The organism is Pseudonocardia ailaonensis (assembly GCF_039531635.1).
Taxonomy (GTDB): domain Bacteria; phylum Actinomycetota; class Actinomycetes; order Mycobacteriales; family Pseudonocardiaceae; genus Pseudonocardia; species Pseudonocardia ailaonensis.
This window is the reverse complement of sequence record NZ_BAAAQK010000001.1, coordinates 1-23964: the sequence shown is the minus strand read 5'-3', so window position 1 is coordinate 23964 and position 23964 is coordinate 1. Positions and strand designations below refer to the sequence as shown.

Genomic DNA, 23964 nt, shown 5'->3' with positions numbered 1-23964 from the left:
TCCAATCACTGTTGGATTATAGTCGGCCGGGCGCTGCGCCGGAACCTCACGAGGCTCGGTGGAGCGAGGAGTTACTCCAGAGAGGGGGAGACGATGGAACGTCGAGAGCCCGCACGCACCCACCCCGCCGGCTGGTTCCAGATCGGGTGGTCCCACGAGCTCGCCCGCGGCGAGACGCGGCCGCTGCGCTTCTTCGGCGAGGACCTGGTGGTGTGCCGCTACGAGTCCGGCGAGGTCGGCCTGTTCGACGCCTTCTGCCCACACATGAACGCGCACATCGGGTACGGCGGCACGACGATCGGGGAGACGCTGGCCTGCCCCTACCACGGCTGGCGCTTCGACCGCTCCGGCTGCAACGTGCACATCCCCTACAGCTCCCGGGTCAGCCGCTCGGCCGGGCTGCGGGCGTGGCCCGTGGTCGAGCTCGGCAGCTCCGTGCTGCTGGCCTGGTACAGCCCGGACGGCGGGCAGCCCACGTTCGACCCGCCGGGGGCGGCGGAGCTGCCGGGGATGGGGGAGCCGACGTTCTGCCCGGTCGGCCCGCAGACCTCGCGCCGCTACGCGGACCGCACCATGCACATCGACTTCGTCACCGAGAACACCGTGGACATGAGCCACTTCAAGTTCGTCCACGAGACGCCGGAGATCGGCTCGATCCTGCGGCTCGACCCGGTGGACCACCGCTTCCACGTGCGCTTCTCGATGCCGATGAAGATCTACGGCCCTGAGGGCGGCGGCCAGGTCGTCGACGCCGTGACCGAGGTGACGAACTGGGGCCTCGGCCTCATCCTCGCCCGGTTCGCCGACGGCGCGTCGCTCCTCCAGGCACAGACCCCCGTCGACGACGTCCACTGCGAGGTGATGATGACGATGGTCCTGCCGCGCAACGCCTCCGGCTCCGCGGAACCGTCCGGCGAACAGCTCGCCCGGTTCAAGATGGCGTGCCGTCAGGTCGAGAACGACATGGTGATCTGGACGCACCGACGTCCCGACTCGCAGGCGCACCTCGTGGCCGACGAGGTCGCGCCGTTCCGCACGTTCTCCAAGTGGAAGAGGCAGTTCTACGCCGCGCGGCCGGTCGTCGCGGCGCGGACCGAGAGTGAGGTCGGATCGTGAACCCCGGAGAGCTCGAGGAGCGGCGGGCGGCGCTGCGCGACTTCGTCGAGCGGCGTCTCGTCCCGCTCGAACCCGACCTGCCCGTCGAGGGCCTGCCGGACGAGCCGCTGCTCAAGGAGCTGCAGGCGGAGGCGCGGTCCGGCGGCTTCTGGGGGCTGTCGGCGCCGGTCGCGTTCGGGGGTCAGGGCCTCGGGGTCCTGGAGAACGCCGTGCTCCTCGAGGAGATCATGCGGACGACCGTCAGCGGGGTGAGCGGCGGCTACTACGGCGCCGGCATCTTCGGCGGCAACCCGCCCGCGATCATCGTCTCCCACGGGACGGAGCGGCAGCACGAGCTCTACGTCCGGCCCGTCGCCGAGGAGGGGTGCGGCTACTTCATCGCGATGAGCGAGCCGGGCGCGGGATCCGATCCCGGCGGGATGATGACGACGACCGCGACCCGGGTCGACGGCGGCTGGGTACTGAACGGCGTCAAGGGCATGATGAGCGAGTACTTCCTCGCCCGCTTCGGCGTCGTGTTCGCGGTGACGGACCCCGAGAAGCGGCAGCGCGGGGGGATCACCGCGTTCATCGTCGGCACCGACGATCCCGGGGTGGCCGTCGAGGGCGAGACCGGGACCATGTCCGGCAAGGTCGCCACCTGGATCCGGCTGACGGACTGCTTCGTCCCGGACGACGACGTGCTGGGAGAGGTCGGCCAGGGATTCGCCCTGGGGCAGCAGTGGTTCGGCCGGATCCGGACGCTCTACTACGGCGCCGGCATGCTGGGCCCGGCGGCACGCGCCCTGGAGATCGCCGCCGCGTACGCGAACGGCAGGCACACCTTCGGGGAGCCGCTCGCCGCCCGGCAGGCCATCCAGTTCATGCTCGCCGACTCCGCCATGCAGATCACCTCCCTCCGGGTGTTCACCCACGACACCGCCCGCAAGCTCGACGCCGGCGAGCGGTGCCGCACCGAGTCGGCGATGGTCAAGATCATGGGCACCGAGATGGCCTGGGACATCCTGGACCGGGCCCTGCAGGTCCTGGGCGGTATCGGCTACACGAACAGGTACCCGATCGAGCGGATGATGCGTACCGTGCGCCTGTTCCGGATCACCGAAGGGGCCAACGAGGTGCACCGGGCCTTCGTGGCCCGCGAGCTGCTCAAGGACGACGCGGCCACCCTGCCGCGGCCGTTCGGTGCAGGACGGGGCGCGGCATGAAGGGGTGCGTGAGGGGCCGGGTGCATGACGAGTCGTGAGGGTCTCGGGGACTTCGTGCGCTTCTGGGCGCGCGCGGCCCCCGGGCGCGAGGCGATCATCGACGGCGACGCCGTGACGACGTGGGCCGAGCTCGACGAGCGGACGAACCGCCTGGCGGCCGGCCTGCGGGAGCGCGGTGTCGGCAAGGGCGACCGCGTCGGGCTGATCGCGCCCAACTGCCGCGAGTACCTGGAGATCGTGATCGCCGGCTTCAAGCTCGGCGCCGTCACGGTCCCGCTCAACCACCGGCTGACGGCCGGGGAGCTCGGCTACATCGTCCGGCACTCGGGCTGCCGGTTGCTGGTCGCGCACGGGGCGTACGCCGCGGCGGCGGCGCAGGCGCTCGACGAGTCGGACGGCGGCGACGTCGCCAGGGTGGGTTTCGACCCGGGGTTCGGCGAGCTGCTGGAGTCGCTCTACGGCGAGGACCCCACCGACGTCGACGTCCCGGTGGAGTCCGACGACGTGGCGTTCCTCTGCTACACGAGCGGCACGACGGGCCGGCCGAAGGGGGCGATGCTGACCCACGGCAACGTCCTCGCCACCGCCCACTACCGCACCCTCGCCGACGACCTGGGCCGCGACGACCGGCTCTACCTGCCGGCGCCCCTGGCCTTCACCGGCACGCTGGTGATGCTGTGGGCGGTGACCTACGCCGGCGGCGGGGTCACCGTGCTGGACACGGTCAGCGACGCGCGCCGCTCCCTGGAGACCGTCGAGCGCCACCGGATCACGCACTTCACCGCCGTCCCGGTGATCTGGGAGGGCATGCGCCGCGATCCCGAGTTCGCGCGCTTCGACCTGTCGTCCCTGCGCACCTGCCTGACCGGGGGAGCGGCGGTCAGCGAGGCGTTCCTGCAGAGCATGTGGGATGCCGGGTTGCCCGTGCGCAACGCGTACGGCCTGACCGAGGGGGCCAGCTCCACGACCTGGCAGAGCCTCGAGGACTCGCGGCGCCGGCCGGGCTCGGTGGGCCGCGCGGGCATCCACAACCGGATCCGGGTCGTGGACCACGCCGCAGGCGACCTCGTCGACCTGCCGGTCGGTGAGGTCGGCGAGGTCGCGGTCAAGGGCCCCGAGGTCATGCTCGGCTACTGGGAGGACCCGGCGGCGACGGCGGCCACGCTCGTCGACGGCTGGCTGCGGACCGGCGACCTCGGCCGGCTCGACGAGGAGGGGTTCCTCTTCATCGTCGGGCGCAGCAAGGACATGTTCATCTCCGGTGGGATCAACGTCTATCCCGCCGAGATCGAGGGCGTGCTCGAGCAGATCCCGGGCGTCGCCGAGTGCGCGGTGATCGGTGTCGGCGACGAGAAATGGGGCGAGACCGCCGCCGCGATCATCCATCCCGCCCCGGACGCCGAGCTGGAGCCCGCGGCCGTCCGCAGCTACTGCAGGACGTACCTCGCGGACTACAAGCTCCCGCGGTACGTCGTGCTCCGCCCGTCGCCGTTGCCGCGCAACATGTCCGGGAAGGTGCTCAAGCGGTACCTCGTGGAGGAGTACTCCGCACCCGCGTCGCTGGGCCCACCCCTGCGCTGAGCCACCCGCTCCCCCCGGAACCCGAACCATCGACGTCGATCTTCGAGGCATGGGACATGACGACATCTTCCGATCCGGTGGCCTCCGCGCGCCGGGACGACAGCGACACCACGCCGGCCGAGCAGCTGCCGACCGCGGCCCGGGGCCGGCGCGCCGCGCTGACCGGCGGGCTCGGCACGGTCATCGAGTACTACGAGTTCAGCCTCTACGGCCTGCTCGCCGTCTTCCTCGCACCCCTGTTCTTCCCGTCGGCCGATCCCGCGGTCTCGACGATCGCCGCCCTGGGGGCACTCGGTGTGTCCAACGTGGCCCGTCCGCTCGGCGGGATCGTCATCGGGCGCTTCGCCGACCGGCACGGCCGGCGAAGGACGCTGCTCCTCACGATCCTCGTGATGGGCCTGGCCTCCGCGGCGATCGGCGTGCTGCCCGGCTACGCGACCATCGGCATCGCCGCGCCCGTGCTGCTCATCCTCGTCCGGTTCGTCCAGGGGCTGTCCGCCGCAGGGGAGGCCATGGGGGCCACGGCCTATGCGGTCGAGTCCTCACCGTCGGCCCGCACCACGTTCTTCAGCTCCTTCGTCGGCAGCGGCGGCAGCTGGGGCTACGTGCTGTCCGCCGTGGTGACGGGGGTGCTGAGCCTCGTCGTCTCCGCCGAGAGCATGGGGGCGTGGGGCTGGCGGATCCCGTTCCTGCTCTGCCTGCCCCTCGCGCTGGTCTGTCTGTGGCTGCGCCGCGCGATGGACGACTCGCCGGAGTTCGTGCGGGAGAAGGCGAAGCAGCAGCTCAGTGAGCGGCCGTTCCGGGACGTGCTCCGGAAGTACCCGAAGTCGCTGCTGCGGGTCGTCGGCATCCAGATCGGGCTGTCCGCCCCGGGCTACCTGGGGCTGATCTACGTCACGGTGTTCCTGATCGGCGAGCGCGGCTTCCCCAAGAGCCAGGTCTACTGGGTCACGGCCATCGCCATCGGGCTGGAGGCACTGACCATCCCGCTGTGGGCCCTGCTCGCCGACCGGATCGGCGGGCGCCGGATGCTGCTGGCCTCGACGACCGCCTACCTGGTGCTGGCCTATCCGCTGTTCCTCGGCCTGGCCCGCACGGACAGCATCGTGGTGGTGGCGATCCTGCACACCGTGTTCATGCAGATCGCGGGGGCGCAGACCGGTCCGGCGTGGGCGATCTTCGCGCGACTCTTCCCCACGAACGTCCGGACGAGCGGGATGGCCCTGGGCTACAACGTCGGCGTCACCGTCGCCGGTGGTTTCGGGCCGTTCATCGCCGCCCAGCTCATCGTGTGGACGGGCTCCACGCTCGCCCCGGCGTACTGGGTGATCGCGGGCTCGGTCATCGGGCTGGCCGCGATCGTCTCGCTGCCGCGCTCGCTCTGAGCGCGGTCGAACGACGAAGGGCCGCCGGCACGGTGCCGGCGGCCCTTCTGCCGGCGGCTCACGCCGACGCGAGCTCCTTGAGCGGGAGGGCCGGGTCGGCGAGCAGGGCGGGATCGACTCGCGCCCGCGCGGCGACCAGCTTCCGGCCCTGCACGTAGTCCTTGACCGCGTTGACGCAGTCCAGCGCGACGACGCGGCCCTCTCGCAGGTAGACGACCGAGAAGCGGCCGGTGGCCGGGTCGCCGCGGACCACGGTCGCGTCGTGGCCGGTCGAGAGCCCGACGGTCTGCAGGCGCAGGTCGTACTGCTTCGACCAGAACCAGGGCACGGCGTCGTAGCGAGCATCCGTGCCGGCCAGGATCCTGGCGACGACCGCGGCCTGGTCGTGGGCGTTCTGGACCGACTCGAGGCGGATCACCGCGTCGTCGGCGAAACGGTTGCGGTGGGCCGCGCAGTCCCCGATCGCGAACACGTCGGGCAGGGTGGTCCGGCACCGCTCGTCGACCACGACGCCGTCGCTACCCGCCGCTCCCGCCGCTCGCAGGGGAGCGACCGCGGGGACGATGCCGATGCCGACGATCACCAGCTCACAGGGCAGCAGCTCACCGTCGGCGAGCCGGACGCCGGCGACCCGCGAGGCACCCTCCAGGCGCTCGACGCTCGCGCCGAGACGGAGGTCGACGCCGTGGGTGCGGTGCAGCGCCTCGTAGAACCGCGACAACGGCGCCCCGGCGACGCGGGCGAGCACCCGGTCCTGCGCCTCGACCACGGTGACGTGCTTCCCGGCCGCGCGCAGGACCGCCGCGGCCTCCAGCCCGATGTACCCGCCGCCGACGACGACGGCCCGCGTCACCGCCGGGAGCTCGGCCCGCAGGCGGTCGCTGTCCGCGACGGTGCGGACCGTGTGCACACCGCCCAGGTCGTGGCCCGGGCAGCTCAGCGTGCGCGGCGTCCCGCCGGTCGCCCAGACCAGGTGCCCGTACTCCAGGACGGTCCCGTCGTCGCACCGGACCCGGTGCGCCCGCGCGTCGACCGTGGTGACGCGGCGGTCGGTGAGGATCTCGACGTCCCGCTCCTGCCAGAAGGCCGGGGGGTGGAGGAGCAGCTGCTCGAACGGGGTCTCGCCGGAGAGGTAGTCCTTCGACAGCGGCGGGCGTTCGTACGGCAGGCGGGGCTCGTCCCCGACCATCGCGACCGATCCGGCGAACCCGTGCTGGCGCAGGGCCGCGGCGGCGTGCGCGCCGCCGTGCCCGGCCCCGACGATCACGACGTCGTAGCGTCCGGACCACCCCGTCGTCGCCGACCCTCGTGCGTCGGGCATCAGTCCTCCGGGGCGATCGTGACGCGCAGCTCGGCAAGGTCCTCGCCGAACGGGAGCTGGCAGGACAGGCGTGAGGTCGGCTCGCGGAACTCCGAGCCGTCGAGCAGGTCGTCCTCGTCCTCGCTCATCGGCGGCAGCCGGTCGGTGAACGCCGGGTCCACGTACACGTGGCAGGTGGCGCAGCAGAGCTCTCCGCCGCAGAGGGCCATGAGCTCGTCGACGCCGCCCTCCCGGATCACCTCCATCGTGGATGCCCCGGATCGACCCGGGATCGTCTTCGTGTCGCCCTCACGGGTCGTGACGTGCAGTTCAGGCATGTTCGAGCTCCTTCCACCCTGGCTGCCCATGGAAATCCTATCAGTGTTGGATTAGTGTGACCGGGACAGCAGGATCCGTAAAGCGGATGAGGGGAAGGCGATGCAAGCTCACAAGCCGGACAGCAGGGGCGATCTGATCGTCCGGGGCGGCACCCTTGTCGACGGCACGGGCGGCCCGCGCCGCCGTGCCGACGTGCGCGTGAAGGGCGGTGTCGTCGCCGAGATCGGGCCGGACCTCGCCCCGGACGGCGAGCAGGAGATCGATGCGGGCGGGGCCTTCGTGACCCCCGGGTTCATCGACGGCCATACGCACTACGACCCGTCGCTGTTCTGGGACCCCAGCTGCGACCCGATGCCGCAGCACGGTGTCACGTCGATCCTGTTCGGGAACTGCTCCCTGTCCCTGGCGCCGGTCCGCGCGAGTGACAAGGCGGGGCTGAGCACGACCTTCGCTGTGATCGAGGAGATCCCCGAGCTGGGCTTCTCGGACCACATCCCGTGGGACTGGGAGTCCTACCCGGAGTACGTGGGCTCGATGAGCTCGCGCGGGTTCGGCGTCAACGTCGCGGGTCTGGTCGGCCTGTCGGCGCTGCGGCTCTACGTGCTCGGCGCGGAGGCGTGGGAGCGGCCGTCGACGCCGCAGGAGCGCACACAGATCGCGGCCCTGCTCGACGAGGCGCTGCGCGGAGGCGCCTCGGGCTTCTCGACCTCGTACTTCGACCGCGGCGCCGACGGGCGGCTCGTGCCGAGCTCGCAGGCCGACGACGCGGAGCTCGAGGCGCTGCTGGCGGTCACGGGCAGGCACCGCGGGCACTTCGAGATCCTCTCGGCGATGATGGACCACCCCACGTCGATGGCGCAGCTGGAGCACCACGCCCGGATGTGCGGCGTGGCCGACGTGGCGATGACCTGGAACGGGTTCATCGACTGGGACAAGGACCCGTCGATCATCGAGGGCTACCTCGCGCTGGCGAAGCGGCTGCAGGGCGACGGGCTGCGGGCCTACCCGACGATCTCCACGCACCCGCAGGAGTTCATGGCGAACTGGCAGGGCGGCATGGGCTTCATCAGCGTGCCGGCCTGGAACGAGCTCCTCCAGGCGGCCGACGAGGCGGCCCAGAGCCGCCTGCTGGCGGACCCGCAGTGGCGGGCCCGGGCCGCGGCGGACTGGGACGCCGTGCCCAAGACGACCTTCCCGCACCACGAGCTCGACCGGGTGCGGATCGAGACCGTCGAGCGGCCGGACCTGGAGAAGTTCGTCGGGGAGACGTTCGGCGACTGGGCGCGCCACCACGGCGGCCACCCGTCGGACGCGCTGGCGGACTGGCTCGAGCTCAACGGCCTGCACCCGGGCCTGGCCTACACCACGGGCAACGCGAACCACGAGCGGATCGGCGCCTTCCTCGACGACCCGGCGACGGTCGTCTCCGCGAGCGACGCGGGCGCGCACATCATCTCGCACTGCAACACCGGCGACACCACGCTGATGCTGACCCGCTACGTCCGGGAGCGCGGCGACCTCTCGCTGGAGAAGGCCGTGGCGGAGATGACGTCGCGGCCCGCGGACCTGTACGGGTTCGCCGACATCGGGCGCCTGGAGGTCGGCAGGCGCGGCGACCTGACGGTCTTCGACCTCGACGCGCTGAGCTTCGGCCGGCCCGAGGCGGTCTTCGACTTCCCGGGCGGGGCGAAGCGCTACCGGCGGCCCGCGGGCGGCTACCGCGCCACCGCCGTCAACGGCGTGCTCACGCAGGTCGACGGCAAGGCGACGGAGAACCTGCCGGGCGCCTGGCTGCCCGGCAAGGAGCCGGTCCGGATCTGAGCCGTCCCGCCCGACCCACTCATCGTCGAGGAGGATCATGACGCACTTCGGGGTCCACACCGCCCTGGAGAACTGCACGGTCGCGGAGCTGCAGGAGGCCTGGAGGCACGCCGAGGACCTGGGCTTCGACTGGGTGAGCATCTGGGACCACCTGCACCCGGCGGTCCGCCCGCCGGACGCGGGCTCCCTGGACTCGGTCGTCTGCCACACGGCGCTCGCGCTCACCACGCAGCGGGTGCGGGTGGGGTCGCTCGTCTACTCGGTGGGCTTCCGGCATCCGGCGGTCCTGGCCCGGGCGGTGGCGACCATCGACCAGCTGTCCGGTGGCCGGGCCGAGCTCGGGCTCGGCGCCGGCTGGCACCGCGAGGAGTACGACGCCTTCGGGTTCGCGTTCGAGTCGCCGGCCGTGCGGTTGCGGCGCCTGCGCGAGGCCGCGACCGTCGTCCGTCGCCTGTGGAGCGAGGAGGTCGTCGACCACGAGGGCGAGTTCTACCGGCTCCGGGGCGCCCGCTGCGGGGTCCGCCCGGTGCAGGAACGGCCCCGGATCTGGGTCGGGGCCTCCGGTGAGAAGCTCGGGCTCGGTGTCGTCGCCGCGGTGAACGACGGGTGGAACTGCTCGTCGGTGACACCGGAGGAGCTGCGCCGCAAGCGAACCGTCGTGCTCGAGGCGGCCGCGGACCCGGCGGCGATCGTCACCGCCGTCAACGTCGGGTTCGAGCCGGGCTCGGTCGAGCAGCTCACGGACCTGATGGGCCGGTACGTCGACGCCGGGGCGGACCGGGTGGTCCTGCGGGTGGTGGCGCCCTTTCCCCTCGACGAGCTCGCGGAGTTCGCGACGACGGTCGCGCCGCGCTTCGCCGGAGCGCTCCGGTGACGGACGTCCTCGTCGGCTGCTTCACCGCGGACCTCTGGCGGTACTTCACCCGCCCGGACACCGACACCACGATCTCCTCCCGCGGGATCGAACGTCTCGTGCTCGACGACGACACCGGCGCGCTCCGGCACACGGGGGTCGTCGCGGACGGGGTGTCGAGCCCGCAGTACCTGGCCCTGCATCCCCGGTTGCCGGTGCTGTACGCGGCGGAGTTCGCCCGTCCGGGCCGGATCTCCGTCCTCGACCTCGGCCCCGGGGGGCTCGCCCGCCGGACCACGGTGGAGTCGCTCGGCGGCATGGCCGTCGCCGTGGACGTGGACCCGGCGGGGGAGGTCGCCTACGTCGCCCATCTCGACGACGGCGCGCTCACCGCCTGCCTGCTCGACGAGCGGGGCGGCATCCGGGAGGTCCGGCCGGTGGTGGCGGGCACGGCGCAACCGGTGACGCAGCAACGGTTCGCCTACCGCGGCTCCGGGTCCAAGCTCCACCAGGTCCGGGTGACGCCGGACGGCGGCGGGCTCGTCGTCGCGGACGTCGGGACGGACTCCGTGGTCACCTACCCGGCCGGAGGCGACCGGGCAGATCCGTCGGGCCGCATCGGGTTCCCGGAGGCGAGCTTCCCCCGGCACGTGGAGTTCCACCCCTCGGGCCGGGTCGCCTACGTGGTGGGGGAGGGAGACGCGACCCTCTACGTGCTCCACGCGCGCGACCACGTCCCGGTGGGGATCGCCGCCGCGCATCGGCTCGTGCCGGAGGGGACGACGGCGTTGCCCTCGGAGCTGCACCTGCACCCGGACGGCCGGACGCTCTACATCGGCCTGCGCCGCGCGAACGCGATCGCGGTGCTCGACGTCGACGACGAGGGCGGGGTCCGGCTGCGCGGCCACGAGCCGAGCCGCGGCCGGAACCCGCGGGCGGTGCGGGTCAGTCCGTCCGGGCGCCACCTGCTCGTGGGCAACTGGGACTCCAACACCGTCGTCGCCTTCGGGATCGGTGAGGACGGCCGGCCACGCCCGGTCGGGGAACCGGTCGAGGTGCCGTCGCCCAGCTCGTTCGCCTTCACCTCATGAGCGAGCCGCTGGTCCTCACCGTGCTGCCCGCACCGCCGCTGGACAGCGGGGCCGAGGTGCGCGACACGATCGACGACGTGCTCGGGATCGCCCGCCGCGCCGAGGACGCCGGGCTGGACGGCCTGTTCCTGGCCGACTCGCTGGCCTTCGACCCGAGCTTCTCCCCGCGCAACCGGTTCGAGCCGGTCAGCCTCGCCGCCGCCGTCCTCGCCCGGACGGAGCGGATCACCGTCGTGGCCACGCTGTCCACGACGTTCACCCATCCCGTGCACGTGACCCGGCACCTCACCTCGCTCAGCCACATCGGCGCGGGCCGGATCGCGGCCAACCTGGTGACGTCGTACGCCGGGGAGCAGAACTTCGGGCTCGACGAGCTGCCCCCGCCCGCGCAGCGCTACGCCCGGGCCGGCGAGTATCTCGACGTCGTGGACCGGCTGTGGCACAGCTGGGGCGAGAAGGGCGACGATCCCGCGGACATCGACTTCACCGGGGAGCACTTCACGGTGCGGGGCCCGCTCAGCATCAGGCCCTTCCCGGGACCGCTGCTCGTCGGCCAGTCCGGTGCCTCGCCGGCCGGGATCGACCTCGCCGCGCGGGTGGCCGAGTTCGTGTTCACCTCGGCCCCGGCCGACCACGCGCAGCGCCGCTACACGGACGCGCTGACCCGGGCGTGCGCGACCCGGCGGACCGACGGCACCCGCCCGACCGTCCTCACCGGACTCGCCCCGATCCTCGGCGACACCGCCGAGCAGGCCCGCGAGCACGAACGGGCGCTGGCGGGAGCCTTCTCCTTCGCCGAGCAGCGCGCCCGGATCGAGGAGGTCCTCGGCGGCGTGGACCTGTCCGACGTCGCGCCCGACGACCCGTTCCCGCGCGACCGGCTGCCCGCCGTCGAGGACGTCGGGCGTCGCCAGGGTCGCGCCGCGGCCGTCCACGAGCTGGTCACGCGGAACGACCTGACCCTGGCCGAGGTGGTCCGGATCGGGACCACCGCGAACGGGCACCGCAGCGTCGTCGGCACCGCCGACACCGTCGCCGAGGAGATCGCCCGGATCGCCGGTACCGGCCTCACCGACGGCTTCATCGTGTTGCTGCCCAAGCACTCCGAGCTCGTCGACCGGGTCTTCGAGGAGCTGTTCCCGCGGCTGGGGCGGGCGGGGCTGCTCGTCCGCGCGCCGGACGCGGACCGGACCCGGTCCCGATTCCTCCGTCGTTAGGAGCACCACCGTTGCTGGAGCACTACCGCGTGCTGGGCCGGACCGGCATCCGCGTGAGCCCGCTCGCCCTGGGCACCATGAACTTCGGCTCGTACGGGCGGATGTCCGCGGCGGACTGTGCGACGGTGCTCGCGCGGGCCCTCGACGCGGGGATCAACCTGGTCGACACCGCGGACGTGTACTCGCACACCGAGTCCGAGGCCCTCCTGGGCGAGGCGCTCGCCGCGCGCCGGGACGAGGTCGTCCTGGTGAGCAAGTTCCACCATCCGATCGACGACGACCCGAACCACCGTGGCAGCTCGCGGCGCTGGATCCACCGCGCCGTCGAGGGGAGCCTGCGCCGGCTGCGCACCGACCATCTCGACGTCTACCTGGCCCACCGGCCGGACGCGGACACCCCGCTGGAGGAGACGGTCGACGCACTGGCCGATCTCGTGCGGGCGGGCAAGATCCGCCACTACGGGACCAGCACCTTCCCGAGCGCGCAGCTCGTCGAGGCCCAGTGGCTCGGGCGGGCCCGCGGGGTGCGGCCGGCCGTCGAGCAGCCGCCGTACTCGGTGCTGGCCCGGGGGATCGAGCGGGACCTGCTGCCGGTCGCCCGGGAGTACGGGCTGGGCACGATGGTGTGGAGCCCGCTGGCCGGTGGCTGGCTCTCCGGGCGCTACCGCGAGGAGCCCCGGGATCCCGCCTGGCAGCGCTGGCGCAACCCGCAGCGCCACGATCCCCGCCTGCCCGCCAACGAGGCCAAGGCCGCGGCCGTGGCCAGGCTCGGGACGATCGCCGCGGAGGCCGGGATCACGATGATCCAGCTCGCGCTCGGGTTCGTGCTCGAACATCCCGGGGTGACCTCGGCGGTCGTCGGGCCGCGCACGGTCGAGCACCTGGAACCGCAGCTCGCGGCCGCCGGCACGGTGCTGCCCCGCGACGTCCTCGACGCGATCGACGAGGTGGTGCCGCCGGGGGTGACGCTGAACCCGGGCGACCTGGGCCACACCCCGCCCGCGCTCGCGCGACCCGAGCTGCGCCGCCGGAACGGGAGATGAGTCCGATGTGGAACGTCCTGGTCGGTGGCCTCACCGCCGAGGTCTGGGAGCACTATCCGCGCCCCGAGCCGGACACCGTCCTGCCCACCGCCCGGCCCGCCGCCGGCATCGAACGGCTGTCCTTCGACACCGCGTCCGGGACGCTGCGGCGGGAGGGCACCGCCGCAGCGGATCTGCGCAGCCCCCAGTACCTGGAACCGCATCCGACCCTGCCCGTGCTGTACGCGGCGGAGTTCGCGCACTCGGCCCGGCTCGTCGCCTACGACACGGCCCCGGACGGCGCGCTCACGCCCCGCGCTGCGGTGGCGTCGCTCGGGACCATGGCCGCCGCCGTGGCGGTGCACCCGAGCGGCAGCCATGCCTACGTCGGGCACCTCGTCGACGGGGTGCTCGCCGCGGTCGCGCTCGGCCCCGACGGGAGCCCCGGGCGCGTGGAGGCGGTCGCGCCGGCAGCGGGCGCGAGCCTGCATCACCTGCGCGTGACGCCCGACGGCACCGCGCTGCTGGTGACCGACTTCGGCCGCGACGAGCTCTGCGTCCACCGGCTGGACGGCGACGGGGCGCTGTCCGGCGAGCCCACCCGGATCCGTTTCCCGGCCGGGTCCCGGCCGCGCCATCTCGAGCTCGACCCGTCCGGCCGCGCCGTCTACGTGGTGGGGGAGAGCGACGGGGCGCTGTACGTGCTCGACGCGGGCGGCCACGTCCCGACCGCGATCCGGTCCGTGCAGGAGATCGCGCCGGGTGGCTCGCCGTCCGAGCTGCACCTGCATCCCGAGGGCGGCACGCTGTTCGTGGGCGTCCGCAAGGCGGACCTGATCGCCTCCTTCGCGGTGGACGGGGCGGGCGGGGCCCGGTTGCGCGCCACGGTGCCCAGCGGAGGGAGCTCACCGCGGACCCTCGCCGTCCACCCCGGGGGCCGGCACCTGCTGGTGGGCAACTGGCACTCGAACGAGCTGGCGCTCTTCGGGATCGACGGCGCGCACCGCCTGCACCCGATGTCGGTTCCCGTGCTGCTGCCCTCGCCGAGCTCCCTCGTGTTCACCCGGCGCTGACGGCCGTCAGACGCCCCATTCGATCAGTGCGCGGGACACGAAGGGGCGGCATCCACCGAGGATCATCGGGAGCGCCTCGGAGCTGGGCAGGGCGGGCCCGATGGCACCGTCCACGACGTGGTGGGCCTGGGTTCCGTAGCGGCCCAGGACGAGCACGAGGGTGTCGTCGACGGCCTCCGGGCGCGCGTCGCGGTCGCCGGGATCGGGGAAGCACCACTTCCACGGGCCGGCGTCGGTGGTGAAGCGCAGCTCGACGAAGTCGGCCCTGGCGGGGCACCGGCCGACCTCCGCGAGGGTGGCCCGGACGAAGGATCCCTTCGCGGGGACCGAACCGACGGCGGACGCCTCGGTCATGGGTCTCACCCCCTCGTGGCGGTCTCGGGCGCCGGCAGCGCGGGCGCGGGGTAGCGGTCGACGTTGAGCACCAGCGCGAGCGTCGTGTAGAAGCCGACCGCGGTGATCAGCTCGACGGCGCCCCGGTGCCCCCAGCGGTCGGCCACGGTGGCGAAGGTCGCGTCGTCCACGTCGCCGTCGCGCAGCAGCCGCACGACGAAGTCGTGGGTGTCCGCGAGCTCGCCGGTCAGCTGCGGGCGGACACCGTGGGCGATCGCCTCGACCACGTCGGGCGCCAGGCCGTACCGGGCGGCGTAGCGCCGGTGGGTGTCGAACTCGAAGTCGCAGTTCCAGTGCCGCGCCGTCAGCAGGACGGCCACCTCGGTGGCCGCCCGCGGCACGGACAGCCCCTCGAACAGCAGCGGCACGAGCCGGCCGACGCCGTCGGCCAGGTCGGGACTGCGCAGCAACGCGGCCATCGGGCCGCCGATCACCGCACCCGTGCCCGCCCGGTCCGGGTGCAGGTACTCCACCAACCTGTCGTTGACGGCGCGCTGGGCCGGGTCCATGTCCTCGGCTGCCAGGTCGCCGAACCGGCGGCCGCCGGTGTGCTCGTCGTGCGTCATCGCACCTCCTGCGGGGTGACAAACCGAACAGCGGTTGATTATGGTTTACCACACGCGGCGGGTCGCCTCAACGCGGTCCGCGCACCCAGGAGGAGAACGATGACCGACTTCCGGTTCCCGGTCGAGGCGTCCCAGGTCATGGTCTTCGCCCGAGCGATCGGCGACGAGGCCTTCGACCGGACCGCACCCCCGGGCGCCCCCGTGCCGCCGACCTTCGTGATGGCCGCGGCGCAGTTCGAGCCCGGCTACCCGCTGCGCCCGCAACCCGGTCGGCCGTGGATCGGGTCCGGCGCGCAGCCGAGCGGCGCCGATCCGGACGACCCGGGCTGGCTGCACGCCGAGCAGCATTTCGAGTACCGGCGGCCGGTGGTCGTCGGCGACGTCCTCGACGTCGTGCAGCGGCCCGGGCGACGCTGGGAGAAGCCGTCCCGCGGGGGTGGCACGCTGCGGTTCGAGGAGCGGGTGTCGGAGTACCGGGACACGTGGTCGGGGGAGCCGGTGGTCGTCGCCCGGTTCGTCCGCGTGCTTCCCGTCGCGGCCGGGGTGGGGGAGTAGATGGAGCTCCGCGTCGGTGAGAGCCGGACCGAGGTCGTCGTCGAGGACCTCAGCCGTACCCGGATCGTCATGTACGCCGGGGCGTCGGGCGACTTCAATCCGCTGCACACCGACGAGGTCTACGCGACCGAGGTCGCCGGACGGCCGGCGGTGCTCGCCCACGGGATGCTCGCCATGGGGGCCACGGGACGAGTGCTCACGGACTGGGTCGGGGTCGAGGGCCTGAGGTCCTACGGGGTGCGTTTCGTCGGTCCGGTGCGCCCCGGCGACACGCTGACGGCGCGGGCCACGGTCGACGCCGTCCACGTCCGGGGCGGCCGGCGACTGGCGGAGTTCACGGTGGAGGCCGTCGACCAGGACGGCTCCCGCGTCGTCGTCGGGCGCGCGACAGCGGATCTCGGTCCCGTCGACCAGTAATCCAACAGTGTTTGCTAAATCGTGTATCGTGACGTCCGTGGAACTCGGACGAGTCGGAATCTGGACCACGGCGTTCGACCGGCAGCCCTCCGCGGCGGCCCGGCGGGCGGCCGGAGAGCTCGAGCAGCTCGGCTACCCCACCCTGTGGCTGAACGAGGCGATCGGCCGGGACCCCTTCGTGATGGCGGGGATGCTGCTGGCCTCGACCTCGCGGCTGACGGTGGCGACCGGGATCGCGAACATCTACGCGCGCGACGCGATGACCACGGAGGCGGCGCGGAAGACCCTCGCCGAGGCCTATCCGGGCCGGTTCCTCCTCGGGCTCGGGGTGAGCAGCCCCGCGCTCGTGGCCAAGGTCCGCGGGCACGACTACCGGCGCCCGCTGAGCTACCTGCGCTCCTATCTGGACGCGATGGACGCCGCGCCCTTCGCCGCCGTCGGACCCGACGGTCCCCAGTGGACGGTCCTCGGTGCGCTCGGGCCCAGGATGATCGAGCTGGCGGGCACGCGCACAAACGGGGCGCACCCCTACCTCACCACGCCGGAGCACACCCGGCAGGCCAGGGAGATCCTGGGCGACGGTCCCTTCCTGGCCCCCGAGCAGATGGTGCTGCTGGAGCGCGACCCGGCCACCGCACGGGCGATCGGGCGCGCGGCGATCAGCTTCTACCTGCGCGCCCCGGGATACCTCGCGAACCTGCGCCGGCTCGGCTTCGCCGACGAGGACTGGGCGAACCCGAAGCAGGCGTCGGACCGCCTCGTCGACGCGCTCGTCGCCTGGGGGGACCTCGACACGGTCGTCGCGAGGGTGCGGGAGCATCACCAGGCCGGCGCGGACCACGTCGCCGTCCAGGTACTGCGGGGGGACGCGGAGATCCCCCTGCCGGAGTGGCGGACACTCGCCCCGGCGCTGCTGTGACCGGCCCGCACCCGCGAACGGAGTCGACGATGGCCGCGATCGAGCCCTCCGGCATCGAGTCCTCCCAGATCGAGCCCTTCAGCATCGAGCCCTTCCGGCCGCGCGCGACCGACGCCGAGCTCGAGGACCTGCGCGCCCGGCTGCGCGCCACGCGCTGGCCCGACGCGCCCGAGGACGCCGGGTGGTCGATGGGGACGGACCTCGATCACCTGCGCGAGCTGGTGGAGTACTGGGCGGAGGACTTCGACTGGCGTGCCCGGGAGGAAGCGCTCAACCGGCTGCCGCGGTTCCGCGCGACCGTCGGGGGCCTGCGCATCCACGTCGTGCACGCGCGGGCGAAGGCGCCCACCGGACCGGTTCTGCCACTCGTGCTCACCCACGGCTGGCCGGACTCGTTCTGGCGCTACACGAAGGTGATCGACCTGCTCGTCGACCCCGGTGCGCACGGCGCCGATCCCGCCGACGCGTTCGACGTCGTCGTCCCGGACCTCCCGGGATTCGGCTACTCCGACGCGCCCCGGGGCGCCCCCCTCGACACGATCGCCGTCGCCGGTCTCTGGGCGCAGCTCATGACCGGGCTCGGCCACCCGCGGTTCGGGGCGGCGGGGGGCGACATCGGCAGCGGGGTGAGCCGCTACCTCGGGCTCGACCACGCCGAGCGGGTCGTCGGGGTCCATCGGATGGACGCCGGGCTGCCGGTCCTCGCCCAGGACGCCCCGCCGCTGTCGCCCGAGGAGCGCCGGTGGCTCGAGTCGGCGACCGCCTGGGGCGCCGCCGAGGGTGCCTACGGGGCGATGCACCGCACGAAGCCGCAGACGGCCGCCGTCGGACTCACCGACTCGCCGGCCGGGCTGGCCGCGTGGATCCTCGAGAAGCTCCGCGCCTGGAGCGACTGCGGGGGCGACGTCGAGCGTTCGTACACCCGCGACGAGATCCTCACCGGGATCACCGTCTACTGGCTCACGCGCACGATCGGCTCGTCCATGCGGATGTACCGGGCCAACGCCGCGATCCCGCCGGCCCAGCACGCCCGGCGGGTCGAGGTGCCCAGCGGGTTCTCGATCTTCCAGGGGGACATCGTCCGGCCGCCGCGGGCCTGGCTGGAGCGGGTCGCGAACGTCGTCCGGGTGACCGAGCCGCCGCGGGGCGGCCACTTCGCGCCGTTCGAGGAGCCGGAGCTGTACGCCCGGGAGCTGCGGGACTTCTTCCGTCCCCTCCGGTCAGGGTGAGGCGGTCGCGGCGGCGAGCACGGACTCGGTGATCCCGCGCGCGATGTGCTCCCAGAGCACCTCGTCGTCGATCTGCTCGGCGGCGTCCCGACGGGCGTCGCTGAGGGCGTCGAACGCCTCGTCGAGGGGCTCCGTGTCGTTGCGTGCGGCCGTCGCGTACAGCACGGAGCCGAACGTGTACGACTCCATGCTCTCGATCAGCGGGATGATCGCCGGCCGGGGCACGCCGCTGGCGTGCAGGATCCGCACCGCCTTGTCGTAGAACTCCAGGGCGATGCGGTGCGGATGCTGCTTGAGGATGACCGTGACCAGCGCGGGATGGTCGAGCAGCGCCCGGCGGTAGAGGCGCGCCTGGCCGATGAACCACTCCCGCCAGTCCGAGTCCGGGGCGTCCAGCAGCCGCGCGTCGTCGAGCGCGAGCTGCGCGGAGCCGAGGAGGATGTCCTCCTTGTTCCGGAAGTGGTGGTAGAGCGACGCCCCGTTGACGTTGAGCTCGCGCGCGAGGCGGCGGATGCTCAGCTCGTCCAGACCCTCCTCGTCGATGATCCGCAGGGCGGTCTCGAGGGTGGTGCGCTTGGAGATGAGAGGCACCTTGGGGCGGCCCACGGTGAGGCCTCCTTCGTGAGATGGCCGAGGATCAGAGGGTTCGTGCGACTCTAGCCGGGTCGGCCGGGTGTTCCGCCGCACCGGCGGCCGCTCCACCGTCGCGGGGCGGCCGGCGGGAGACATCGGGGAGGTCGCCCAGCTCGACGGTCCCGCGGAGGTGGTTGCCCCCGTCGACGGCGAGGCAGACGCCGGTGATCCAGGAGGCCTGGGGGCTCACGAGGAAGGACACCGCGTCGGCGAGATCCGTGGCGGCGCCGAGCCTGCCGATCGGTGTCTCGCCCAGCTGACGCACGACGAAGCTGCCGTCGTCGTACAGCCCGGCCGTCATGTCGGTGTCGACGATCCCCGCCCGTACCGCGTTCACGCGGACGCCCTCGTCGCCGAGCTCGTTCGCACCGTTGACCACGAGGGCCTCCAGCGCCGCCTTGCTGATCGCGTACGCCGCCATCCCGTGGTGGGGCCGGACCGCGGCGACCGACGAGACCGCGACGACGGAACCGCCTCCGTTGCGGGCGATCCTCGGCGCGCTCGCGCGGAGGGTGAGGAACGCGCCGTCGAGATTGGTGGCGAACACCCGCTGCCAGGAGCGGAGCGGTGTCGAGTCGAGCCGGGCGTACCGACCGCCCGTCCCCGCGGCGAGCACGGCGACCCGCAACGGGGCCCGGTCGTCCGCCCGCTCGACCGCGAGCTCGATCTCGTCCTCCGCGGTCACGGACCCGACCACGTACGAGACCCGGTCGCCCAGGGCGGCCTGCGTGGCCCGCAGCGGTTCCTCCCGCCGTCCCATGATCGTGACGAGGTAGCCGTCCTGGACCAGCCTCTCTGCGATGCGACGCCCGATCCCCGTGCCGCCGCCGGTGACGATGGCCGAGGCGGCGCGATCGGTCATCGGTTCGGCCGCCGGCTCGGTCGGGGCAGGGGCTGAGCGTGTCGGACCACCATGGGACGAGTGTAATCCAACAGTGGTCGATTGTGGGACCGTTCCCGATGCGAGGTTGGTCCCGCTCGGGCGGGCAGGCGGCGGCCCCGGCCCGGGCGGGCTCAGATCCAGTCGGGGGAGGTGTCGAGCACCGTCGGGTCGAGCGAGGCGAGCAGGTCGAGCTGGGGGCCGACCTTCGGCAGCTCGAACCGGAAGAAGTAGCGGGCGGCGGCGCGCTTGCCGCTCGCGAAGTCGTCGTCGCGGTCGCCCAGCGCCAGGAGCTGGTCGAGCCAGATCCACGCGATCACGACGTGCCCGGCCGCCTCCAGGTAGACCGAGGCGTTCGCCAGCCGCTGCTCGGCGTCCGGACAGCCGTGGACGGCGGCGGTGACCTCGACCAGCCGGTCCGTCGCCCGGTGCAGGGCCGCGCCGAAGTCCGCGGCCCGGCCTCCGGTCCAGCGGGCGCGGTCGACGGTGGCGGAGATCGCCTCGACCAGGGCGGTGAGCCCCGCGCCGCCGTCCACGACGACCTTGCGGCCGAGCAGGTCGGCGGCCTGGATGCCGTGCGTGCCCTCGTGGATGGGGTTGAGCCGGTTGTCGCGGTAGTGCTGCTCGACGTCGTACTCGCGGGTGTAGCCGTAGCCACCGTGCACCTGGATGGCCAGGGAGTTGGCCTCGAGGCCCCATTGCGAGGGCCAGCTCTTGGCGATCGGGGTGAGCGTCTCGAGCAGCCTGTGTGCGCGTTCCCGGACGTCGGGGGTCTCGGCGGTGCGCTCCTCGTCGACCAGGCGGCCGCAGTAGAGGACCAGGGCCAGCGCCCCCTCGGCGTAGGCCTTCTGCGCGAGCAGCATCCGGCGGACGTCCGCGTGCCGGATGATCGGGACCATCGGGGTGGCGGGGTCCTTGGATCCGGGGGGCCGGCCCTGCGGGCGCGTCCGCGCGTAGTCCGCCGACTTGAGGAAGCCGGTGTAGGCGAGCGCGGCGGCGCCCGCGCCGACCCCGATCCGGGCCTCGTTCATCATGTGGAACATGGCGGCGAGACCTCTGCCGGCCGTGCCCACGAGATACCCGACCGCACCGGCCTCCCCTCCGGGGGAGAACGTGCCCTCGCCGAAGTTCAGCAGGGTGTTGACCGTGCCGCGGTAGCCCATCTTGTGGTTGAGGCCCACGAGGGTGACGTCGTTGCGCTCGCCGGTCTCCCCGTTCGGACCGACCAGGTACTTGGGCACCAGGAACAACGAGATGCCCTTGGTCCCGGGCTCGCCGCCGGGAATCCTGGCCAGCACCAGATGGACGATGTTCTCGCCCAGCTCGTGGTCTCCTCCGGAGATCCACATCTTCGAACCGTGCAGGCGGTAGGTGCCGTCGGGGCGGGGTTCGGCGCGCGTGGTGAGGTCGGCGAGCGAGGATCCGGCCTGGGGTTCCGACAGGCACATCGTCCCGTGGTAGCGCCCTTCCAGCATCGGCGGTACCCACGTGGCGATCTGCTCCGGCGTGCCGTGTGCCATCAGCAGGTTGGCGTTGGCGACGGTCAACATGGCGTAGCCCCAGGTGCCGACGTTCGCGGCCTGGAACCACGCCTGCACGGCCGTCCCGACGACGTGCGGGAGCTGCAGGCCACCCACCTCGGCGTCCATCGTCGCCGAGAGCAGGCCGGCCGCCGCGGCGGTGGCGAGCGCGGACCCGACCTCGGGGTGCAGCCGGACGCGAGCGACCTCGTCGGTCCGGACGAGCTCCGGCTCCTCGGTGTCGTTGCGCTTGTTGTGGGGGGCGAACTGCTCCGTCGCGAGATCGGCGGCGAGCTCCAGGACCGCGTCGATCGTCTCCCGGGTGTGTTCGGTGAACCGGTCCCGGGCCGTGAGGTCCTCCACCCGCAGCCAGTCGTGCAGCAGGAACCGGAGATCGGCACGGGACAGGATGAGGTCGCGCTTCACGTGTGGCATCATCGCTCCGACGGTTACTAATCAATCAGTAACCAGACTCTGGCGCGTTGCGCCACGGAGGTCAAGGAGGCGACGACATGCCGGCGGTCACTGATGCTGCGACGGCGGCCGCGCTCGGGGATCGGCTCCTGGCGGACATGGAGCCGTGGCGTGACTGGGGCAAACCGACCCAGCAGGCGATCGTCGACGCGGCGCTCGACTCCTTCGCCGAGCGGGGCTTCCACGGCACGAGCCTCAAGCACATCGCGCAGGGCTCGGGGCTCAGCACCGCGGCGCTCTACGTCCACTTCGCCTCCAAGGAGGAGCTGCTCTTCGCGCTGAGCAGGCGCGGGCACACCCTGGCCCTCGGCATCGTCGCCACGGCGGCGGCGATCCCGGACCCGGTCACGGCGGCTCAGGTCCTCGTGTACTCCTTCACCCGGTGGCACGCCGAGGCGCGGACCCTCGCGCGGGTCGTCCAGTACGAGCAGGGTGCGCTCGGCCCCGGGCATGCCGAGGAGATCGCCGGACTCCGGCGCGACACCGAGCAGGCCGTGCGCGACCTCGTCGGGCGCGGCGTCGCGTCCGCCCGTTTCGCCGTGCCCGACGTCCGGGGGGCGAGTGCCGCGATCCTGTCCCTCGGGATCGACGTGGCTCGCTGGTACTCGTCGCGGAGCCCGTGGACGCCGCACGACCTGGGCGTCCTGTACGTCGAGCTCGCGAGCCGTCTCCTGGGGGTGGGGGAGTAGCGGCCGTCCGAGCCCGGGATCGACGCCCGTCGGGTGCGTTCCGAGGCGCCGGCCGCGGACCGGTCCCGACGTGCCCTACCGCTCGCGTCTGCCGAGCGCGTGGGCGCGGTCGAGGAGCATGCGCCCCAGCACGGGGATGCGCTCGTCGGTGAAGCGGGACCGGACGCCGGTGAGGCTCAGCGCCGACCGGGGACGGCCCGTCCTGTCGAAGACCGCGGCGGCGACGCCCCAGCTGCCCTCCACGACCAGGCCGGGGTTCACCGCATAGCCTCCGGTGCGCGTGTGTTCCACCCGCGACCGCAGTGCCCGCCGGGAGTGCGCCGGTCCCCACCGGGTCGTGAGGTCGGTGGTGGACAGGTAGTCGTCGGCCTCGGTCGGGGGGAGATGGGCCAGGATGGCCAGGCCGGCCGAGGCCACCCCGAGCGGGAAGCGGATGCCTTCGTGGAGCACGTGCGAGCGGAGCGGGAAGCTGCCCTCGCACCCGGCCAGGCAGACCGTCTCGCGCCCGCGCAGCGCGGAGAGGAAGGCGCTCTCCCCCGTCTGCTCCGCGAGATCGGCCACGATGTCGCGGGCCTGGTCGGTGACGTCGTAGCGCGCCGCCGCGACGGCTCCGAGCAGGAACAGCTCCGGCCCGAGCTGCCAGCGGCCGCGGTCGCGATCGACGAAACCCTGCGCGGCGAGGTCGGTGAGCAGCCGGTGGGCGGTCGGCCGCGGAAGGCCCGTGTCGCGGGCCACCGCCGAGGTCGTCGTCCCCGCGGCGGCCGCGGCGCCGACCGTCCGCAGCACGAGTCCGACCTTCGCGACCACCGAGATCCCGCCGTTCGTGCCCTCGGCCCGGGTCGACTCCATCCGCAGATCCTACGTCCGTCCTTCGAGCAGTCCATGCCGGATACGTCCGCCCAGTGGACGTTCCGTGGAGTCCGGCACGGTGTTCCCCGTGTGATGGCGGCAGCCACATCCGGTGAGCGGGCGGCTCGGTCCGCCGCGAGAGGGGACACGAGATGGACAAGTCGACCACCGCCGAGGAGGCGTTGGCGGGGATCACCGGGGGTGCTTCGCTCGCTGTGGGCGGGTTCGGCCTGTGTGGGATCCCGTCGACGCTGATCGCTGTGTTGCACCGGCTCGGGGTGGGTGATCTGAGGGTGGTGTCGAACAACTGCGGGGTCGACGACTGGGGGTTGGGGATCCTGCTCGCCGACAAGCGGATCTCGCGGGTGACGGGCTCGTATGTGGGGGAGAACAAGGAGTTCGCCCGCCAGTACCTGGCCGGGGAGCTCGAGGTCGAGCTGTGCCCCCAGGGCACCCTCGCCGAACGCCTCCGGGCGGGTGGGTGTGGGATCCCGGCGTTCTTCACCCCGGCCGGGGTGGGTTCCCAGATCGCCGATGGTGGCCTGCCGTGGCGCTACGCGGCGGACGGGTCGGTCGCGCTGGCGTCCCCGGCGAAGGAGGTTCGCTCGTTCCGGGGTGTGGACCACGTCCTGGAGGAGGCCATCGTCACCGACTTCGCGCTGGTCGCCGCGGCGAAGGGGGACCGGCACGGGAACCTGGTGTTCGACAAGTCCGCGCAGAACTTCAACCCGTTGTGCGCGATGGCCGGCACCGTCACCATCGCCGAGGTCCAGGAGCTCGTGGAGCCCGGGGAGATCGATCCCGCCCAGGTGCACCTGCCCGGCGTGTTCGTCCAGC

The 23964-nt window shown here is 72.9% G+C and carries 24 protein-coding genes; 16 read left to right on the top strand and 8 right to left on the bottom strand.

Features of this window, described 5'->3' with window-relative positions:
• Positions 1–93: 93 nt before the first annotated feature.
• Genes ABD324_RS00120 through ABD324_RS00105 form a run of 4 tightly spaced genes read left to right on the top strand, consistent with a single transcriptional unit; the run spans position 94 to position 5287 of the window.
• Complete coding sequence (locus ABD324_RS00120; RefSeq protein WP_344411404.1) at positions 94–1116, top strand: Rieske 2Fe-2S domain-containing protein; 1023 nt, start codon at positions 94–96, stop codon at positions 1114–1116.
• Positions 1113–2321, top strand: coding sequence for an acyl-CoA dehydrogenase family protein (locus ABD324_RS00115; RefSeq protein ID WP_344411403.1), 1209 nt, complete (start codon positions 1113–1115; stop codon positions 2319–2321). The genes ABD324_RS00120 and ABD324_RS00115 overlap by 4 nt, the downstream gene beginning before the upstream one ends.
• A gap of 24 nt (positions 2322–2345) precedes the next feature.
• Positions 2346–3902: a class I adenylate-forming enzyme family protein gene (locus ABD324_RS00110; RefSeq protein WP_344411402.1), complete on the top strand. Its 1557-nt coding sequence runs from the start codon at positions 2346–2348 to the stop codon at positions 3900–3902.
• A 56-nt stretch (positions 3903–3958) separates the two neighbouring features.
• The gene (locus tag ABD324_RS00105) at positions 3959–5287 is read left to right on the top strand and encodes an MFS transporter (protein ID WP_344411401.1); all 1329 of its coding nucleotides are present in this window, start codon (positions 3959–3961) and stop codon (positions 5285–5287) included.
• A 58-nt stretch (positions 5288–5345) separates the two neighbouring features.
• Here ABD324_RS00105 and ABD324_RS00100 read toward each other — a convergent pair whose 3' ends face one another.
• Both ABD324_RS00100 and ABD324_RS00095 read right to left on the bottom strand, forming a co-directional pair.
• Positions 5346–6608 (bottom strand): NAD(P)/FAD-dependent oxidoreductase, encoded by a 1263-nt coding sequence (locus ABD324_RS00100; RefSeq protein ID WP_344411400.1) that lies wholly within the window; start codon positions 6606–6608, stop codon positions 5346–5348.
• A complete protein-coding gene (locus ABD324_RS00095) occupies positions 6608–6925 on the bottom strand; it encodes a 2Fe-2S iron-sulfur cluster-binding protein (protein ID WP_344411399.1) in 318 nt (105 codons plus the stop codon). The genes ABD324_RS00100 and ABD324_RS00095 overlap by 1 nt, the downstream gene beginning before the upstream one ends.
• A 100-nt stretch (positions 6926–7025) precedes the next feature.
• Between ABD324_RS00095 and ABD324_RS00090 the strand changes: the two genes are divergently transcribed.
• From ABD324_RS00090 to ABD324_RS00065, 6 genes are read left to right on the top strand one after another with little or no spacing between them, the layout of a single operon-like run.
• Positions 7026–8747, top strand: a complete 1722-nt coding sequence (locus tag ABD324_RS00090) for an N-acyl-D-amino-acid deacylase family protein (protein WP_344411398.1) — start codon at positions 7026–7028, stop codon at positions 8745–8747.
• A gap of 37 nt (positions 8748–8784) precedes the next feature.
• Positions 8785–9621 (top strand): LLM class flavin-dependent oxidoreductase, encoded by an 837-nt coding sequence (locus ABD324_RS00085; RefSeq protein ID WP_344411397.1) that lies wholly within the window; start codon positions 8785–8787, stop codon positions 9619–9621.
• Complete coding sequence (locus ABD324_RS00080; RefSeq protein WP_344411396.1) at positions 9618–10691, top strand: lactonase family protein; 1074 nt, start codon at positions 9618–9620, stop codon at positions 10689–10691. Before ABD324_RS00085 ends, ABD324_RS00080 begins: the two co-directional genes overlap by 4 nt.
• On the top strand, positions 10688–11908 hold the full coding sequence (locus ABD324_RS00075; protein WP_344411395.1) for an LLM class flavin-dependent oxidoreductase: 1221 nt from the start codon (positions 10688–10690) through the stop codon (positions 11906–11908). Before ABD324_RS00080 ends, ABD324_RS00075 begins: the two co-directional genes overlap by 4 nt.
• Positions 11909–11919: 11 nt before the next feature.
• Entirely contained in the window at positions 11920–12951 is a 1032-nt protein-coding gene (locus tag ABD324_RS00070; RefSeq protein WP_344411394.1) for an aldo/keto reductase, read from the top strand.
• Complete coding sequence (locus ABD324_RS00065; RefSeq protein ID WP_344411393.1) at positions 12948–14003, top strand: lactonase family protein; 1056 nt, start codon at positions 12948–12950, stop codon at positions 14001–14003. Before ABD324_RS00070 ends, ABD324_RS00065 begins: the two co-directional genes overlap by 4 nt.
• 6 nt (positions 14004–14009) lie before the next feature.
• Here ABD324_RS00065 and ABD324_RS00060 read toward each other — a convergent pair whose 3' ends face one another.
• Together ABD324_RS00060 and ABD324_RS00055 are read right to left on the bottom strand one after the other, a co-directional pair.
• A complete protein-coding gene (locus ABD324_RS00060; protein ID WP_344411392.1) occupies positions 14010–14357 on the bottom strand; it encodes a hypothetical protein in 348 nt (115 codons plus the stop codon).
• A 5-nt stretch (positions 14358–14362) separates the two neighbouring features.
• Positions 14363–14962, bottom strand: coding sequence for a carboxymuconolactone decarboxylase family protein (locus tag ABD324_RS00055; protein WP_344411391.1), 600 nt, complete (start codon positions 14960–14962; stop codon positions 14363–14365).
• Positions 14963–15061: 99 nt separating this feature from the next.
• On the opposite strand from ABD324_RS00055, the gene ABD324_RS00050 reads away from it, so the two are divergent.
• From ABD324_RS00050 to ABD324_RS00035, 4 genes are read left to right on the top strand one after another with little or no spacing between them, the layout of a single operon-like run.
• Complete coding sequence (locus tag ABD324_RS00050) at positions 15062–15517, top strand: FAS1-like dehydratase domain-containing protein (RefSeq protein WP_344411390.1); 456 nt, start codon at positions 15062–15064, stop codon at positions 15515–15517.
• Complete coding sequence (locus ABD324_RS00045; RefSeq protein ID WP_344411389.1) at positions 15518–15934, top strand: MaoC/PaaZ C-terminal domain-containing protein; 417 nt, start codon at positions 15518–15520, stop codon at positions 15932–15934.
• A 37-nt stretch (positions 15935–15971) separates the two neighbouring features.
• The gene (locus ABD324_RS00040; RefSeq protein ID WP_344411388.1) at positions 15972–16853 is read left to right on the top strand and encodes an LLM class F420-dependent oxidoreductase; all 882 of its coding nucleotides are present in this window, start codon (positions 15972–15974) and stop codon (positions 16851–16853) included.
• 29 nt (positions 16854–16882) lie between these two features.
• Positions 16883–18082: an epoxide hydrolase family protein gene (locus ABD324_RS00035; protein WP_344411387.1), complete on the top strand. Its 1200-nt coding sequence runs from the start codon at positions 16883–16885 to the stop codon at positions 18080–18082.
• Here ABD324_RS00035 and ABD324_RS00030 read toward each other — a convergent pair.
• From ABD324_RS00030 to ABD324_RS00020, 3 genes are all read right to left on the bottom strand, one after another.
• On the bottom strand, positions 18074–18688 hold the full coding sequence (locus ABD324_RS00030) for a TetR/AcrR family transcriptional regulator (protein WP_344411386.1): 615 nt from the start codon (positions 18686–18688) through the stop codon (positions 18074–18076). The genes ABD324_RS00035 and ABD324_RS00030 overlap by 9 nt on opposite strands.
• Before the next feature lie 31 nt (positions 18689–18719).
• Positions 18720–19577, bottom strand: a complete 858-nt coding sequence (locus ABD324_RS00025; RefSeq protein WP_344411385.1) for an SDR family NAD(P)-dependent oxidoreductase — start codon at positions 19575–19577, stop codon at positions 18720–18722.
• A gap of 152 nt (positions 19578–19729) precedes the next feature.
• Positions 19730–21550 carry an acyl-CoA dehydrogenase gene (locus ABD324_RS00020; protein WP_344411791.1) on the bottom strand — a complete coding sequence of 607 codons (1821 nt, stop codon included), beginning with the start codon at positions 21548–21550 and terminating at the stop codon, positions 19730–19732.
• Between the two features lie 77 nt (positions 21551–21627).
• Between ABD324_RS00020 and ABD324_RS00015 the strand changes: the two genes are divergently transcribed.
• The gene (locus tag ABD324_RS00015) at positions 21628–22278 is read left to right on the top strand and encodes a TetR/AcrR family transcriptional regulator (protein WP_344411383.1); all 651 of its coding nucleotides are present in this window, start codon (positions 21628–21630) and stop codon (positions 22276–22278) included.
• A gap of 75 nt (positions 22279–22353) precedes the next feature.
• Here ABD324_RS00015 and ABD324_RS00010 read toward each other — a convergent pair whose 3' ends face one another.
• On the bottom strand, positions 22354–23127 hold the full coding sequence (locus ABD324_RS00010) for an IclR family transcriptional regulator (protein WP_344411382.1): 774 nt from the start codon (positions 23125–23127) through the stop codon (positions 22354–22356).
• 152 nt (positions 23128–23279) lie between these two features.
• On the opposite strand from ABD324_RS00010, the gene ABD324_RS00005 reads away from it, so the two are divergent.
• The coding region (locus ABD324_RS00005; RefSeq protein WP_344411381.1) for a CoA transferase subunit A at positions 23280–23964 on the top strand (685 nt) is incomplete at its 3' end.